At 71.2% G+C, this 13,211-nt stretch carries 16 protein-coding genes, 1 tRNA gene and 2 pseudogenes; 9 read left to right on the top strand and 10 right to left on the bottom strand.

Translation table 11 applies throughout. The annotated features are described in order from the left end of the window. From ADK60_RS15165 to ADK60_RS15155, 3 genes and pseudogenes are all read left to right on the top strand, one after another. Positions 1-371: pseudogene (locus ADK60_RS15165) on the top strand (CocE/NonD family hydrolase); the annotation flags it as partial. Between the two features lie 72 nt (positions 372-443). Beyond that, the gene (locus tag ADK60_RS15160; protein ID WP_079008375.1) at positions 444-791 is read left to right on the top strand and encodes a hypothetical protein; all 348 of its coding nucleotides are present in this window, start codon (positions 444-446) and stop codon (positions 789-791) included. Then, the gene (locus ADK60_RS15155; RefSeq protein WP_053646405.1) at positions 788-1,141 is read left to right on the top strand and encodes a hypothetical protein; all 354 of its coding nucleotides are present in this window, start codon (positions 788-790) and stop codon (positions 1,139-1,141) included. Before ADK60_RS15160 ends, ADK60_RS15155 begins: the two co-directional genes overlap by 4 nt. A gap of 83 nt (positions 1,142-1,224) precedes the next feature. Here ADK60_RS15155 and ADK60_RS15150 read toward each other — a convergent pair whose 3' ends face one another. The 6 genes from ADK60_RS15150 to ADK60_RS43395 form a co-directional block, all read right to left on the bottom strand. Then, positions 1,225-1,602: a hypothetical protein gene (locus tag ADK60_RS15150; RefSeq protein ID WP_053646403.1), complete on the bottom strand. Its 378-nt coding sequence runs from the start codon at positions 1,600-1,602 to the stop codon at positions 1,225-1,227. Positions 1,603-1,681: 79 nt separating this feature from the next. Beyond that, on the bottom strand, positions 1,682-2,956 hold the full coding sequence (locus tag ADK60_RS15145) for a hypothetical protein (protein ID WP_053646401.1): 1,275 nt from the start codon (positions 2,954-2,956) through the stop codon (positions 1,682-1,684). Continuing rightward, positions 2,946-3,470 carry a SigE family RNA polymerase sigma factor gene (locus ADK60_RS15140; protein ID WP_053646400.1) on the bottom strand — a complete coding sequence of 175 codons (525 nt, stop codon included), beginning with the start codon at positions 3,468-3,470 and terminating at the stop codon, positions 2,946-2,948. The genes ADK60_RS15145 and ADK60_RS15140 overlap by 11 nt, the downstream gene beginning before the upstream one ends. Before the next feature lie 762 nt (positions 3,471-4,232). Continuing rightward, positions 4,233-4,367 (bottom strand): hypothetical protein, encoded by a 135-nt coding sequence (locus ADK60_RS47645; RefSeq protein ID WP_286163488.1) that lies wholly within the window; start codon positions 4,365-4,367, stop codon positions 4,233-4,235. After that, complete coding sequence (locus ADK60_RS15135) at positions 4,364-4,597, bottom strand: hypothetical protein (RefSeq protein WP_053646398.1); 234 nt, start codon at positions 4,595-4,597, stop codon at positions 4,364-4,366. Before ADK60_RS15135 ends, ADK60_RS47645 begins: the two co-directional genes overlap by 4 nt. Then, entirely contained in the window at positions 4,594-4,962 is a 369-nt protein-coding gene (locus tag ADK60_RS43395; protein WP_053646396.1) for an ATP-binding protein, read from the bottom strand. The genes ADK60_RS15135 and ADK60_RS43395 overlap by 4 nt, the downstream gene beginning before the upstream one ends. Before the next feature lie 238 nt (positions 4,963-5,200). On the opposite strand from ADK60_RS43395, the gene ADK60_RS15125 reads away from it, so the two are divergent. The 3 genes from ADK60_RS15125 (at position 5,201) to ADK60_RS15115 (ending at position 7,170) form a co-directional block, all read left to right on the top strand. Further along, on the top strand, positions 5,201-6,049 hold the full coding sequence (locus tag ADK60_RS15125) for a helix-turn-helix domain-containing protein (RefSeq protein WP_063783150.1): 849 nt from the start codon (positions 5,201-5,203) through the stop codon (positions 6,047-6,049). Further along, positions 6,046-6,270 (top strand): DUF397 domain-containing protein, encoded by a 225-nt coding sequence (locus ADK60_RS15120; RefSeq protein ID WP_053646391.1) that lies wholly within the window; start codon positions 6,046-6,048, stop codon positions 6,268-6,270. Before ADK60_RS15125 ends, ADK60_RS15120 begins: the two co-directional genes overlap by 4 nt. A 72-nt stretch (positions 6,271-6,342) precedes the next feature. Next, positions 6,343-7,170 (top strand): class I SAM-dependent methyltransferase, encoded by an 828-nt coding sequence (locus ADK60_RS15115; protein WP_053646389.1) that lies wholly within the window; start codon positions 6,343-6,345, stop codon positions 7,168-7,170. Between the two features lie 348 nt (positions 7,171-7,518). On the opposite strand, the gene ADK60_RS15110 is transcribed toward ADK60_RS15115, so the two are convergent. Then, positions 7,519-8,016, bottom strand: coding sequence for a hypothetical protein (locus ADK60_RS15110; RefSeq protein ID WP_234371091.1), 498 nt, complete (start codon positions 8,014-8,016; stop codon positions 7,519-7,521). A gap of 225 nt (positions 8,017-8,241) precedes the next feature. Here ADK60_RS15110 and ADK60_RS43390 point away from each other — a divergent pair. Continuing rightward, positions 8,242-8,340, top strand: a pseudogene (locus ADK60_RS43390) (IS5/IS1182 family transposase); the annotation flags it as partial. Between the two features lie 53 nt (positions 8,341-8,393). Here the strand turns inward: ADK60_RS43390 and ADK60_RS15105 are convergent. Further along, positions 8,394-8,825 carry a VOC family protein gene (locus tag ADK60_RS15105; RefSeq protein WP_045942357.1) on the bottom strand — a complete coding sequence of 144 codons (432 nt, stop codon included), beginning with the start codon at positions 8,823-8,825 and terminating at the stop codon, positions 8,394-8,396. Positions 8,826-9,129: 304 nt separating this feature from the next. On the opposite strand from ADK60_RS15105, the gene ADK60_RS44810 reads away from it, so the two are divergent. Then, a tRNA-Arg gene (locus tag ADK60_RS44810) sits at positions 9,130-9,247 on the top strand. Positions 9,248-9,725: 478 nt separating this feature from the next. Here ADK60_RS44810 and ADK60_RS15100 read toward each other — a convergent pair. Next, the gene (locus ADK60_RS15100) at positions 9,726-10,475 is read right to left on the bottom strand and encodes a dienelactone hydrolase family protein (RefSeq protein ID WP_053646385.1); all 750 of its coding nucleotides are present in this window, start codon (positions 10,473-10,475) and stop codon (positions 9,726-9,728) included. A 160-nt stretch (positions 10,476-10,635) separates the two neighbouring features. On the opposite strand from ADK60_RS15100, the gene ADK60_RS15095 reads away from it, so the two are divergent. Then, positions 10,636-11,514: a helix-turn-helix transcriptional regulator gene (locus ADK60_RS15095; RefSeq protein ID WP_053646384.1), complete on the top strand. Its 879-nt coding sequence runs from the start codon at positions 10,636-10,638 to the stop codon at positions 11,512-11,514. A 26-nt stretch (positions 11,515-11,540) separates the two neighbouring features. On the opposite strand, the gene ADK60_RS15090 is transcribed toward ADK60_RS15095, so the two are convergent. Then, on the bottom strand, positions 11,541-13,205 hold the full coding sequence (locus ADK60_RS15090) for a serine/threonine-protein kinase (protein ID WP_053646382.1): 1,665 nt from the start codon (positions 13,203-13,205) through the stop codon (positions 11,541-11,543). Positions 13,206-13,211: the final 6 nt, after the last annotated feature.

Genomic DNA, 13,211 nt, shown 5'->3' with positions numbered 1-13,211 from the left:
TCACCGAACCGCTCACCGCCCGCCCCGAACGGGTCACCGTCCACGACATCGGCCGCCGCGAATGGCGCACCGAACTCTCCCCCGCCACCGACGGCACCCGCACCCACCCCGACGGCCTGGTCCGCGCCGAACACACCGTCACCGCCTACCGCATCCTCACCGCCACCCCCCTCAGCGCCCAGGCCCGCACCGACCGCACCCTCCGCCTCGAACGCCCCGCCCTCGGCTGGGACATCACCCTCCACACCCGCACCGAACTCCGCTGCGACGCCACCCACCTCCTCGCCCACACCCAACTCCGGGCGGAGGAGGCCGGCAACGTCGTGTTCGAGAAGGAATGGCATCAGCGCATCCGCCGCGACGGCAGCTGATCCGCCTCACCGGGCGGACATCCGAGCTACCGTGGACAGCCCCGACGCCACGATGCCGACAGCCTCAGGCTGATGCGGGTCGACCAGCTGGAACAGGACACCACCGTTGTCGACTTCACGTCCCGCCTGCTCGGCGGACTGGTGCGGACCGGCAACACCGCTGCCCTCCAGGCCGCCCTTCCCGATGCCTTGCCCTGGGTGACGTTCCTCCCCGAGGAGGACGTGGACCTGCTCGTCGGCGAGCTGGTGGACGTCGCCCGCGGCGCGGTCGCCCTCGACAACCTCGCTCCGATCGCCCTGCTGCTCACCCAGTGGCGCCACACCGCCGAGGTCCACGCCGACCCCGCCCTGTACACCGCCCTGACCCGCGAGCCCGAGGGCGACCTCGGCCCCGTGCCACGACCCGGCGAGCCCGAGTGAGCCCGAAGCGCGGCGACCGCGCCGCACCTCCGCCGATCGAGGGCGAGTACGACCTCCGGTTCGCCGACTCCGCAGCCGCCGAGGGCTGGGACCTCCTCACCCGCCACGCACCAACCGGTCTCCGCCGCGCCTACGACCGCATCAGGTCCACGCCCCGAGCCACCGACAACCAGGGTCGGCAGCACCGGCTGAAGGGCAAACTCGCGACCGCCGACTTCAAGGGACGGGAGCTCGAACGCTGGCAGTACGAGGTCACCGGCGGCGGGCGCATCTGGTATCCGGTCGACACGCAGGCCTTCACCGCCTGGATTACTTACGCCGGGACCGGCGATCCCAGGGAGACCGACTGACGCCGTCCTCCTCCCTCACCCCACCAGGGCCAGGGCCTGTCGGCGAACCGGGCCAGCACCGGTGCTGCGGCCCGCGGGTCCCGCTACAGCAGCGCCTCCAGATTCTCCCCGCTCGGCCCGGTCACGTCCTCGACCACCGCGACGTCCGCCGGGAACCGGGTGCGGCTCCCGTCCAGCAGGTGCACCCGCGGCGTCCGGACCCCGAGCGCGGTCAGCCGACGTTGCGCCGCCCCGAACAGCGCGAGCCCGGAGGCGTGCGCCAACGGATCGGCGTCGTCCGCCGGTTCGTCCGCGCCCGGCCAGTGGTTCTCGGCCGCGCTCCACACGTACGCGACCGCCGTCCCGCCGTCCTCGAACAGCAGCCGGTGCACGCCCTTCTTGCTGCCCCCGCGCAACCGCTCCACCCCGGCCAGCCGCCGCCCGCCGCCGAACGCCTCCCGCGCCACCCCGGCCAGGTCCATCGCCGATCCCCCTTGTCCTGCCGCTCCCCCGTGCGGAGCGGCAGGACAAGGGGGAGGGGCCGGAGGAGGCGTCACCGCGTCACCTGCGCCAGTCGGGCGCCGTGATCACCGCCTTCAGTTGCTCGATCGAGAGTGCGGGATCGCCCGGCTGGTAGTCGTAGCCGTTCTCACCGTTCCACTCGTTGAGCAGGATGTTCCGGCCGTCCGGGTAGTAGACCTTCGCCGTCCAGTGCAGCACCGGGTTCACGGCCGTCTTGCCGTTGCCGAAGCGGTTGAGCACGAGGAGGGTGCCGTCGGAGAGCTTGTCGTGCACCTCCAGCGGCGTCGGCAGCCCCTCCTCGGCGTCTTTCTTGTCGCGCTGCCCACGCGGTCCGGCCGGTTCGGCGTAGATCGAGATCTTGCTGGTGCGCCCCTCGAACGTGACCGTCAGCGCCGCGTGCTGCTCGTCGACCCCGGAGGCCTGCGCGCCGGGCGGCAGCAACTTCGTCAGCTTCGCCAGCAGTTCGGCCGACGCCGGGGTGGTCGCGGCCGGCGCCGGGGTGTCGGCCGGCGACCGGTCCGGCTTCGGTGCGTCCGGGTGCGCCGGCAGCGCGGCGACGACCCGCGCCCAGGCGGGAGACGTCACCAGGGTCGCGAGCTGCCCGTCGTCCAGCGGCGGTGTCTCCCGGGTCGGGGTGGCCGGCTGCCCGTTGTACTCGGTGACACGGATCACCGTGCCGTCCGGAGTCGCCCAGGTCGCCCGCCATTCGCGCTTGCCCGGGAAACTGGTGTCCCGCAGCTTGTCGACCACCAGCACCGAGCCGTCCGGGCGGGTGGTGCGCTCACAGGAGTCCTGCGGCGTGGTGAACCCGTCCATGCAAACGGCCGCCGCCTCGGGCCGCTGCGCGCCGCGCTCGACGGAATAGCTGAGGAGGCTCGCACCCCGGCCGTCGTCGTACCGGAGCACGCCGAACGTCTCGTGCTTGTTGTTCGCCGGACCAGGGACCCCGGGCGTCTCGGCCGTCACCGTCTGCACCGAGGCGGGCGGCAGCAGACCGGTCACCAGCTCCACCACCTCCTCGGAGGTCATCGGATCGACCGCCGGCTCCGCGGCCGCCGGCCCGAACAGGCCCGCGCCCGGACCCGCGTCGACGAACACGCCCACTCCGCCGACCGCCAGCACCGCCACCGCGGCGACACCCGCCACCGCGGCCCGCCGGCGGCTGCGCCGTCGCTGCCCGCGCCGCTCGGCACCGGCGGCGAGGCCGAACAGTGCCGCCTCCGGCGCGAGGGCCGCGGCCCCGCGCAACGCCTGCGCGAACCCGTCCTCGAAGTCGTCCTCGAACTTGTCCTCGAAGTCGTTCTCAACCGGCATGACGCAGCACCTCCTTGTCCGTGAACGCCGCCCCCAGCTTGTCCCGCATCCGGGCCAGCGCCCGGCTGCTGCGCGACCGCACGGCCACGCTGCTCAGCCGCATCGCCGCCGCCGTCTCCTCCACACTGCGGTCCTCCCAGTAACGCAGCACCAGCACCGCCCGGTCCTGGGGCGGCAGTTCGCCGAGCGCCCGGAGGAGGGTGAGCCGCAGGGCCGGGTCGGGGTCGGCGACCGCGACGTCCGGCAGCACGTCGGTGACCCGCTCGGTGCTGCTGCGCCGACGGCGGTGCGAGAGGAAAGTGTTGACCAGGACGGCCTGCGCGTAGCCGCTGGGATTGTCCATGCGCGAGATCCGACGCCACTTCACGAAGACCCGGCCGAGGGCCTCCTGGACGAGGTCCTCGGCGAGATGCGCGTCACCACCGGTGAGGAGGAACGCCGTCCGCAGCAGATGACGCCCCCGCGACGCCACGAAGGCCGGAAAGTCGGGCGGCGCCCCCTGTATTTGCTCCATGCCCTACTAACGCGATCACGCGGCGGTCTTGTGGCACCGGGTTTCCGGCGGCCGATCCTCGCACAGCGGCTACGCCGGCCGCCGAGGGGACGGGGTCCTCTGAGGATTTTCGGGAGCGGTCTCCTCAACGGCCGACGGGCACGGGGGGGCACGCGACCACGGGGGCCAAGGTCGGCCCTGCGCTCTCGTCCCTTCACCGAAGGGACGAGAGCGTGGAACCTCACGTCGATACCGCGTGCGTGGGGAGAGCCGAGACAGGTCTTGCCGGTGGCCTTGGGGACCAACCCCACGTGCGCGGGGAGCAGCATCACCGAACAGAGAGACAAAATCACATGACGGGACCAACCCCGCGTATGCGGGGAGCAGTCGTCGCGCCGGAGGTCGCACCGGGCTGCAAGGGACCAACCCCGCGTGTGCGGGGAGCAGGTTCGCGGCCTGCCCGTTCAGACAGCGGAGAAGCCAGTTCTCGCAACTTCTTGAAGTTCGGGCATCTGCCGCATCTCCACCATCACTACCCCGGAAGCCCTGAGGATCAACCGGAGCCTACGCCTCGCCCAGTCCCGGCCCCCGGCCGACGATGCGACGCCAGGTCGAACACCCCCGCCCAACTCGACCCCTCCCCCTATTGTCCCCCGGCCAACGTGGTCGCGCGGTGGTCTTGCAGCAACCGCCTTCCGGCAGCCGATCCCCGCACATGCCGGCCATAACGTGCCAAGGCCGTCCGACACCTGCCCCCGAACGGCCTTGGTGGGCGTGGCGGTGTCAGTCCGACAACTCGTCGTCCTCCGGACGCCCGGGCATCCGCAAGGCCAGGCGGACGCCGAGGACGACGGTCGCCAGGGCGAGGAGGGCGAGGAAGGAGAGCGCGATCCCGACGAGCAGCCGGGCCGCGTTCACGGCCGGTCCTCCAACAGGGCGAGGAGGTTGAGAAGGGTGGCGGTCGGAGCGTTGCCGAACCGGACCAGCACCCGGCCGTCGACCACGCCTTCGGTGGTGGCCGAGGGCCAGACGATGCCGAGGGCCTTTCCGCGCTCGTGCAGCTCGAGCAGGAGAGCGTCGACCTCGGCCTCGGAGTAGGTACGGATGCGCGGGTCGTGGGGCTCGATCGGCCCGCTGGCGGCGCTCACGCGGCGGCGTCCAGCTCGAACCAGACGGACTTGCCGGACCTGCGCGGGTCCGTCCCGAACCGGTCCGTGAGCGAGCGCACGAGGTGCAGTCCGCGCCCGGAGAGCGCGAACGGCCCGTCCGCCGCTCTCTGCTCGGGCAACTTCGGACACCCGTCCGCGACGGACACCCGGAGCACCCCCTCCAGGAGCACGACGACGACGAGCGGAGCCGGCGACCCCCCGTGCTTCCAGGCTTTGACGAACAGTTCACACAACGCCAACTCGGCGTCACCCAGGACGGAGCCGGCCCACCCGGCGCGCACGAGCACCTCGCGCAACTCCTCACGGGCGACGGACCAGTCGGGGGGCAGGGGGAGCGTGGACATACGGAGACCTCCGTAGGGGTGATGGGGAAGCGCGAATTCACGAGGCACTCGATCACTCAGCGCACTCGTCGCGTGACTCACAGCATGACGCGAAGCATCGATGCCGTGCAACCCAATCTCGCAAGTCTGCAAAATTGCATATCGAACCTGAATTCGGTCACGCTTGAGGCCAGTTGCCGGTAGCGAACGTCGCGCCGCCCGGGCAGACTGGTCCACCGACACGTAGGAGGGGCACTGCATGGCGGTATCAACTGTTCGTCGCCGTCGACTCGGCGAGGAACTGCGCAGACTACGTGAGCAGAAGAAGATCACTGCCGAAGCAGCGGCGGACGCCACGGGCATGAGCCAACCCAAGCTCAACCGCATCGAGAACGCCCGCACAGCCGCGAAGATCGAAGACGTCCACAAGCTTCTCGACTACTACGGCTGCGACGACGAGGAGTTCAGGGCCGGTCTCATCGCCATCACCAAGGACGGCAGCAAGCGCGGCTGGTGGTTGAGCTACCGCGACGCGATGAACGCGTCCGCCCTCGACCTGATCGTCCTTGAGACGGATGCCTCGACGCTCAAGACGTACGAACCAGCCTTCATTCCAGGCCTCTTCCAGACTGCCGAGTACGCCCGGATCGTCATCGACCGCCTCAGAACGGCACCGGGCGGAACAGTCGACGACCTGGTACAGGTCCGCATGGCCCGCCAATCGATCCTGACCCGCCCGAACCCTGTCGAAGTCTGGGCTGTGGTTCATGAATCGGCGCTCCGGACCAATGCGGGCCGACCCGACATCATGGGCCCGCAACTGGACAAGCTCGTCACACTGAGCCGTCTGCCGAATGTCAACATCCAGATCATGCCAGCCGGGGCGGCCATCCACCCCGGCATGAGCGGCGCCCTCGCCCTGATGGGCTTTCCTCAACGGCGGGACCTCGACGTCGTCTTCGTCGAAGGGCTACTGAACGGCTTGTGGGTCGAGGATCCGGCCGATGTGGAGCTGTACCGAGCAAAGTTCCAGGAGATCACGGCTGAGGCCCTGTCCGTCGACGCATCACTCAGCTTCATCACTGCACAGAGAGAACTGATCAAGTGAGTCACTTTCCCGACGCTTCTGCCACAGGCTTCGACTACCGGAAGTCCAGCTACAGCGGCGGTAACGAGAACTGTGTCGAGTACGCCCTGGACCTTCGTCACGGAGTTGCAGTGGCCGACTCCAAGAACCCTTCTGGTCCCGCGCTGTCCTTCACTGCAACAGCCCACACCGCGTTCATCACCGCAGTCGCGAACGGCGAGTTCGACTTCGACCTTCTCTGAAGGTCCCCCTACCTCCCTCCGGCCCGCGCACCCCACCCGGTGCGCGGGCCGCCCCTGCTCCGAAGGGCCGCCATGTCCTCCTCCCCCAACCCCCTCGACATGACCCGCCGCCAGGTCTTCGGCAGCGTCGCCGAGATATACGACACCGCCCGCCCCGGCTACCCCGACATCCTGGTCTCCACCGTCCTGGACTACGCCGACCTCGGCGACCGCCCCGCCCTGGAAGCCGGAGCCGGCACGGGCAAGGCCACCGTCCCGTTCGCCGCCGCCCTCAACAGCCCGCTCACCTGCGTCGAACCCGACGCCCGGATGGCCGAGGTCCTGCGCCGCAACACCGCGGCCCACCCCCATGTCCGCATCGAGGTGAGCAACTTCGAGGACTGGCAGCCCGGCGACACCCGCTTCGGGCTCCTCCTCGCCGCGACCTCCTGGCACTGGATCGACCCGGCCCGCCGCTGGGACCTCGCCCACGACCTCCTCGCCCCGGGCGGAACCGTCGCCCTCTTCTGGAACCCCCTCGGCGTCCACGATCCCGACCTCCACGCCGCCCTCGCCGAGGTCGACCGCCGGTACGGACTCACCCACACCCCGCACGCCGTCCTCGCCTCCTCCTTCGGCGAAACCCCGGGCCACTGGCCCGACATGCTCGGCCACTGGCCGGCCGTCGACTGCGCGCAGGACGACCGCTTCACCGACCTCCGCTCACTGCGCTTCCGCGAGGACAGCCACTTCGCCACCGACCACTACCTCGACTACCTCTCCTCCATCTCCCTCTACGTCGCCCTCCCCGCCGAACGCCGCGCCCAGGCCCTCGCCGACACCGCCGCCGTCCTCGACGCCCACGGCGGCCGCATCGACGTCACCCACCTCCACGACCTCTTCCTCGCCCGCCGCACCTGACCGCCACCGCGCCGACCAACGGGCCCCAATCCACCCCCGCCCGTGAGGGGAGCAGTGCGCCTTCGGATCTTTACGCCGTAAAGGCCGGTACCACCCCTGAAGGCCACTCCCGGGCGAAGCCACACCGCCCGGGGTTCACATCGCTCCCAATCTCCGCCCCTGCCGAATCGGCAGGGCCCGAATACCGGTGCGCGCAGGAAGCCACAATCCACCCCCGCAACCCCGGAGCCGACCCAGCTCCAACGGTCAGGAACCCGACCTCAAACCGACTCGGCACCTGAACGGAAGCCGTTGGGCACCGCACCGCACCGCGCCTGCCGGACAGCCGATCCCGGCAGAACCGGAGCCTCAGCCGTACGGGCTCCAGTCGCCGAATCGGGCGAGCAGGTGCAGGGTGTCGTCCTCGTTGAGGCCGAGTGCGGCGGCGGCCTCTTCGGGGCTCGTCCTGGCCCGCACGTCGTGGGCCGGCCAGTACGAGGCCCGGACGGCGGTCACCTCCAGCAGCCGGGCGGCCCTCACCGCCGCCAGAGGCGATTGCTGGGCCAGCTTCTCGATCTTCTCCGAGACGAGGCGCAGCAGGTCGGTGATGTCCTCCGGGACGGCAATGGCCGACTTCTCCACTGTGCTGGTGTGTCCGTCCCACCATTCCATCTCGCATTCTTCCGCGAGATCTCCAGCGGCTACCCGAAGGTTCTGCTCGCCGATCTGCTCCCAGTCGAGCGGGTACTCGGTCCCGGTCCAGCCGCACGAACACACGGCACGCAGGGCGTGCGCCTTGGGGGTGAGGCCGAAGCGGCCGTCGTAGACGCTCCACTCCGAGGTGGTCTGCCCTCCTGCTCCGGACAACTGGGGAAAGAAGGCAGGCTCTGGGACTGTGCCGTCGGGCAGTAGTACGCCGATAGAGCCTTCGTGCGAGGACCCGAACTCGTCCGTGGTCCATGTATCCCGTTCAGCCATCGACGGCCCTCCATCGTCGGCCTGGTCCTCGCGGCCGTTCGCCGCGCCTCGTGGCCAACGATCCCGCAGCGGGCGCCGGTGTACTGGCGGAACGCTGAAAGTCTTCCTATTCCCAGGGCACGGGAGGAATCCGGAGCCAAGGCCGCCGTCGGCCGGACAATCACGATCGCCGACGGCGGCTGCCCCGGAACCGGCCGCGTCCTCCCGCGTCGAGCACGCCTTCGCCCGGCCACGCGATGCACGGCGTTGGAGTCCCGGAGGAGCAATCAGGCGAGGCAGAACTCGTTGCCCTCGATGTCCTGCATCGTGATGCACGACTCGTTGACGCCATCGGCGCGCTGCGTCAGCACGTGCTTTGCGCCGAGCACCGTCAGCCGTGCGCATTCGGCCTCAAGTGTGGCCAGGCGCTCGTCACCCACGAGCCCGACGCCGGCCCGCACATCGAGATGCACCCGGTTCTTGACGACCTTGCCTTCGGGAACTCGCTGGAAGAGCAGGCGCGGGGCCACGCCCGAGGGATCAGTGCATGCGAAGTAGACCGCATCCTCGGGCGGCAGCGAGCGGAAGCACTCCTCCCACGTGGCGAAGCCCTCCGGGACCGTCGGCATGACGTACCCCAGTACCTCGCACCAGAAGGCGGCGAGGCTCACCGGCTCCGCGCAGTCGAAGGTCACTTGGAACTGTTTGATCGTTGACATTGGCGCACAATAACAGGGGCCCTTCTCATCTCCCCAGGTCAGGAGGGTCGCACGTAGTCCGGAGGAGGACTGCTGCCCGCTGTCGTGTGAGGGAACCCGGCCGGCGCCACTCCCGTGCTGTCGAAGAGCAGTTACGGGACAACCTTCAGCCGATCGTCAGAAGATCGGCGGCCGGCCCAGCACAACGGTCCGCACCCCGCTGTCGCTGCCCACACCGATGCCGCTGCTGGATAAAGCATCGCTACGCCAACGCCGTCCCGCTACCTTGTCCCGGAGCGGGAACGCGCGCATTCCCGCAGGCTGCGGTGCCGTGGCAGAGCGGCCCATTGCGATCGACGTGGGCGAGGCCCCGCTCACGTCGACTGACGGAGACGGGCGGGCCTGTCCCTATCTGTCCGCGGGTTCGAATCCCGTCGGCACCGCAGCCGACCTGGAACTTGTGCAACGCCTGTGCTGCGGTGGCGGTCCAGGTCCACAGCCCGCGCGTCTCCTACGCCGGACGGCTCGAACCCGAACCGGACCACGGGAGCGGGAGCCCCGTACCCCACCGTCCTGCGCAGGAAGTCGACGTATCCGACTTCCTGCGCAGATGTCCAAGCCACAATCTGCCCCTCCCCAGACGTGTGCGGGGAGCACACCGGCTGGAAGCTCTCCGATTTGGCCGAGGAGGGACCATCCCTGCGGGTGCGGGGAGCAGGAGGGGCAGCCGTACCTGCCGACCGAGGCCCTGGGGCCATCCCCGCGTGTACGGGGAGCAGCTGCCGCACACGGCGGCGCGGCACCCGAGATGGTGGGCCATCCCCGCGTGTACGGGGAGCAGAGTTCGTGACCTGCGCGTTCAAGCGGTGAGGGAGCCGGATTTCGCAACTTCTTGAGACTACCCCGCCCGGCCCTCCTCCCTCACGCCGTCGGCCTGAGCGCCTGCACGCCGGTGAAGGCCAGCAGGCGGTGCCAGGCGTCCGTGCACGCCTCGCTCCAGTCCTCGTCGCTGTCGTCGAAGAACGAGTGCGGGGCGCCCTCGTAGACCTTCATCTCGTACTGCTTGCCCGCACGCTCAAGGCCCGCCGTGAACTCCGCGAACTCCTCCCGCGTCGTCACCACGTCCTCGCCCGCCAGCAGCATCAGCAGCGGTGCCGTCAGCTGCTCCGTCCGGTCACCGAAGAAGCGCGGCACCCCGTAGAAGCCCGCCGCGCCGGACAGGCCGAGGTCGGCGGCGGCCAGGCGCCAGGAGTAGGAGCCGCCGAGGCAGAAGCCGACACCGAAGACCGGGGCGTCGCTCCACTCGCGCAGCTTGGTCAGCGCCGCCGCCGCGTCGGCCTCGACGTGGGCGGGCTCCAGCAGCGGCATGTGGACGGCCCAGTCGAAGGCGGCGTCGCGGGGGGTCAGGCCGGCCGAGCGGCCGTAGAAGTCGAAGGCCATGACGTGGAACCCGGCCTCGGCGAAGCGCCGGGCGAGGTCCTCGTAGAACGGGTGCAGGCCGCGCCGGTCCGGCAGGAGGAGGATGCTGCGGCCGTTGGGGACGGAGGGAGCCGCGCGGAAGGCGTTGAACCGGTTGCCGTCAGCCGCGGTGATCTCCAGCCGGCCCTCCTCGGCGACCGTTCCGGTGGTGAACGGGGCGGCGGGCGGGCGGCTGTCGGTGGGGTGGCACATGGGGTGTCCCTAAGCAGGTGAGGTGGTGCGGGAGCCCGTGGCTCCCTCGAACAAGCCCCAGCCTGTCGGGGCCACGCCCGACCGCCCAGGCCCCACTGATACGGGTACTGCCAGGGCCACCCTCGGCACCGGCCATTCAGCACCGGTCATACTGGCCCGCATGGACGATCACCATGATTTCGGGGAGTTCCTCCAGGCCCGCCGGGCGCTGATCACCCCGCAGAGCGCCGGGCTGCGCGGCGGCGGACGGCGGCGGGTGCCGGGTCTGCGGCGCGAGGAGTTGGCGCAGCTGGCGGGGATCAGCGTCGAGTACTACCAGCGGCTGGAGCAGGGCCGGGCCAAGCACCCGTCCGACGAAGTCCTCGACGCGCTCGCCGAGGTCCTCCGCCTGGACCGGGTGGAGCGCGAGCACCTGCACCGCCTCGCCCGCCCCGGCCGGAAGGACCGTCCCGCCGGCGGGCCCGAGTCGGACCGTCCGGTGACCGCCCGCCCGGAGCTGTTGCGGCTGCTGGAGCACGTGCGGGTCCCGGCGATGGTGCTGAGCGACCGCCTGGACGTGCTCGCCCTGAACCCGGTCGCCAAGCGGCTGTTCGTCCACGGCGCGTCCGCCGCGCCGGGGAGCTGGAACCTGGCCGTGTTCCTCTTCCTCTCCCCGGAGGCCCGGGAGTTCTACGTCGAGTGGGACCGGCTCGCCGCCGACACGGTGGGCCAGCTCCGCGCCACCGCCGGGCGTCACCCCGAGGACCGGCAACTCGCCCGGCTGATCGACCGGTTGCGTGCGGAGAGCGACACCTTCCACCGGCTCTGGTCCCGCGCGGACGTCGAGGTCCGCACCCACGGCACCAAGAGCTTCCGCCACCCGGCCGTGGGCACGCTCACCTTCACTTACGAGACCCTCGACCTCTCCGGCCCGGAACGCCAGCGCCTGGTGACCCTCACCCCGGTCCCGAACGACCCGACCGAGGCCGCCCTGCACCTCCTCACCACCTGGGCCACCGACTCGACGGTCCCGGCCGCCCGCCAGCCCCAGGACGCCTGAACACCAAGACACGACTGCGCGGGCACTCAGTGCGGCATCGCCGCCAGCGCCGCGCGCGCGACCTCGGCCGCCTGCGCCTCGCAGCGCTCCGCCGGGTGCTCCGACCCGCCCAGGCCCACCCAGAGCCAGACGTTGCCGTCCCGGACGGCGAGGGAGCAGCTCTCGCCCCGGCCGGGCGCGTCCCAGAACGCGTCGTCCCCCACGCCGATGCCGGGGGCGTTCCGTTTGCCCTCGGCGAAGTCGGAGAAGTCCTTCCGCTGCACCCGGGTGCCGTTGTCGCTGCCGGAGCTGCGCCGGATCTTCCAGGTCACGGTGGCGGCCGCGGTGTCGTCCCGGTAGCGGAGGCCGTCGGCCGCCAGGTACGAGCCGTACCAGGCGCACTGGGTCTCGGCGTTGGTGGTCTGTTCGAAGTAGCGGTCGTCCTCCGTGCGCCGCTGCTCGGTGGGCAGCGGCAGTTGGGGGGCCGCCTCCGAACAGATCGGCGCCTTCAGGTACTTGTCCGCGACGGCCGGGCCGGTACCTGCTCCCCCGCCGTCCGGGTCGCGCAGCAGCAGGTACCCGCCGCCGCCGAGACAGGCCAGCGCGAGCACGACGGCGGCCGCCAGGGCGGTGGGCCGACGGCGCCGCCGGGGCGGTGCCGGTGCCAGTGCTGGCGTAGCGTCGTCCGCGTCGACGGCGCCGCCGGAACCAGAACCGGAACCGGTGGCCGAACCGTCCAGGACGGTGCGCAGCACGGTCGGGTCGGCCTGGACGGCAGCGGCTTCGGGGACGGGCGCTTCCGCGCGCAGCACCAGGGTGCGGCCCGGATCGGCCAGCAACCGGTCGACCTCCGCCTGCTGCGCCATGATCATCGTGTGCACCGCGGCCGGCCACCGCCGGGCGGCCGGGGCGACCGGGCCGAGGAGTTCGAGCAACCGGGCCGGGGTCGGCCGGGCAGCCGGGTCCTTGACCAGGCAGGCTTCCAGGAACGGCCGCGTTTCCGGTGCGACGCCGCCGAGGTCCGGCTCGCTGTGCACGACGTTGTAGAGGGTCCGCAGGGCGGACGCCCCCTCGAACGGGCTGCGTCCGCTCAGGGCCAGCGCCAGCAGGGAGGCGAGCGAGAACACGTCGCTCGCCGGGGTCAGGGCCCGTCCCTCCGCCTGCTCGGGGGACATGAACGCGGGCGAACCGATCACCCCGCCGGTGTGGGTGAGTTCGGCGTCCTCCTCGACCGCCCGGGCGATCCCGAAGTCGATCACCCGCACGCCGTCCTCGGCGAGCAGGACGTTGCCCGGCTTGAGGTCGCGGTGGATGAGCCCCGCCCGGTGGATCTCCACCAGGGCCGTCGCCAGGCCGACCGCCAGCCCGTGCACGGCGTCCGAGGGCAGCGGCCCGCCGGACTCCACCGCGTCCGCCAGCGACGGGCCGACCACGAACACCGAGGCCAGCCAGGGCGTCACGGCCTCCACGTCCGCGTCCATCACGGCCGCCGTGTAGGCGCCGGACACCCGGCGGGAAGCGGCGACCTCGCGCCGGAACCTGGCCCGGAACGCGTCATCGGCGGCGAACCGTTCATGCACCTGCTTGACCGCCACCAGCCGCCCGTCCGGGCCCGCACCCAGCAGCACCCGGCCCATCCCGCCGCGGCCGAGCTCGGCCAGGATCCGGTACGGGCCGACCTCGGCCGGATCGGACTCCCGGCGCGGCCGCATCGAGGC

It is taken from the genome of Streptomyces sp. XY431, assembly GCF_001279805.1.
GTDB classification, from domain to species: domain Bacteria; phylum Actinomycetota; class Actinomycetes; order Streptomycetales; family Streptomycetaceae; genus Kitasatospora; species Kitasatospora purpeofusca.
Note: the sequence above shows the minus strand (reverse complement) of the source record. Positions and strands in the feature narration are given on the sequence as shown.

Bases quoted from the DNA above. Each gene is read 5' to 3' on its own strand.
- ADK60_RS15115 (WP_053646389.1), top strand. From the start codon at position 6,343: ATGTCCTCCTCCCCCAACCCCCTCGACATGACCCGCCGCCAGGTCTTC.
- ADK60_RS43395 (WP_053646396.1), bottom strand. From the start codon at position 4,962: ATGTCCACGCTCCCCCTGCCCCCCGACTGGTCCGTCGCCCGTGAGGAG.
- ADK60_RS15100 (WP_053646385.1), bottom strand. From the start codon at position 10,475: ATGTGCCACCCCACCGACAGCCGCCCGCCCGCCGCCCCGTTCACCACC.
- ADK60_RS15095 (WP_053646384.1), top strand. From the start codon at position 10,636: ATGGACGATCACCATGATTTCGGGGAGTTCCTCCAGGCCCGCCGGGCG.
- ADK60_RS15150 (WP_053646403.1), bottom strand. From the start codon at position 1,602: ATGGACCTGGCCGGGGTGGCGCGGGAGGCGTTCGGCGGCGGGCGGCGG.
- ADK60_RS15090 (WP_053646382.1), bottom strand. From the start codon at position 13,205: ATGCGGCCGCGCCGGGAGTCCGATCCGGCCGAGGTCGGCCCGTACCGG.
- ADK60_RS15140 (WP_053646400.1), bottom strand. From the start codon at position 3,470: ATGGAGCAAATACAGGGGGCGCCGCCCGACTTTCCGGCCTTCGTGGCG.
- ADK60_RS15125 (WP_063783150.1), top strand. From the start codon at position 5,201: ATGGCGGTATCAACTGTTCGTCGCCGTCGACTCGGCGAGGAACTGCGC.
- ADK60_RS15145 (WP_053646401.1), bottom strand. From the start codon at position 2,956: ATGCCGGTTGAGAACGACTTCGAGGACAAGTTCGAGGACGACTTCGAG.
- ADK60_RS15160 (WP_079008375.1), top strand. From the start codon at position 444: ATGCGGGTCGACCAGCTGGAACAGGACACCACCGTTGTCGACTTCACG.
- ADK60_RS15105 (WP_045942357.1), bottom strand. From the start codon at position 8,825: ATGTCAACGATCAAACAGTTCCAAGTGACCTTCGACTGCGCGGAGCCG.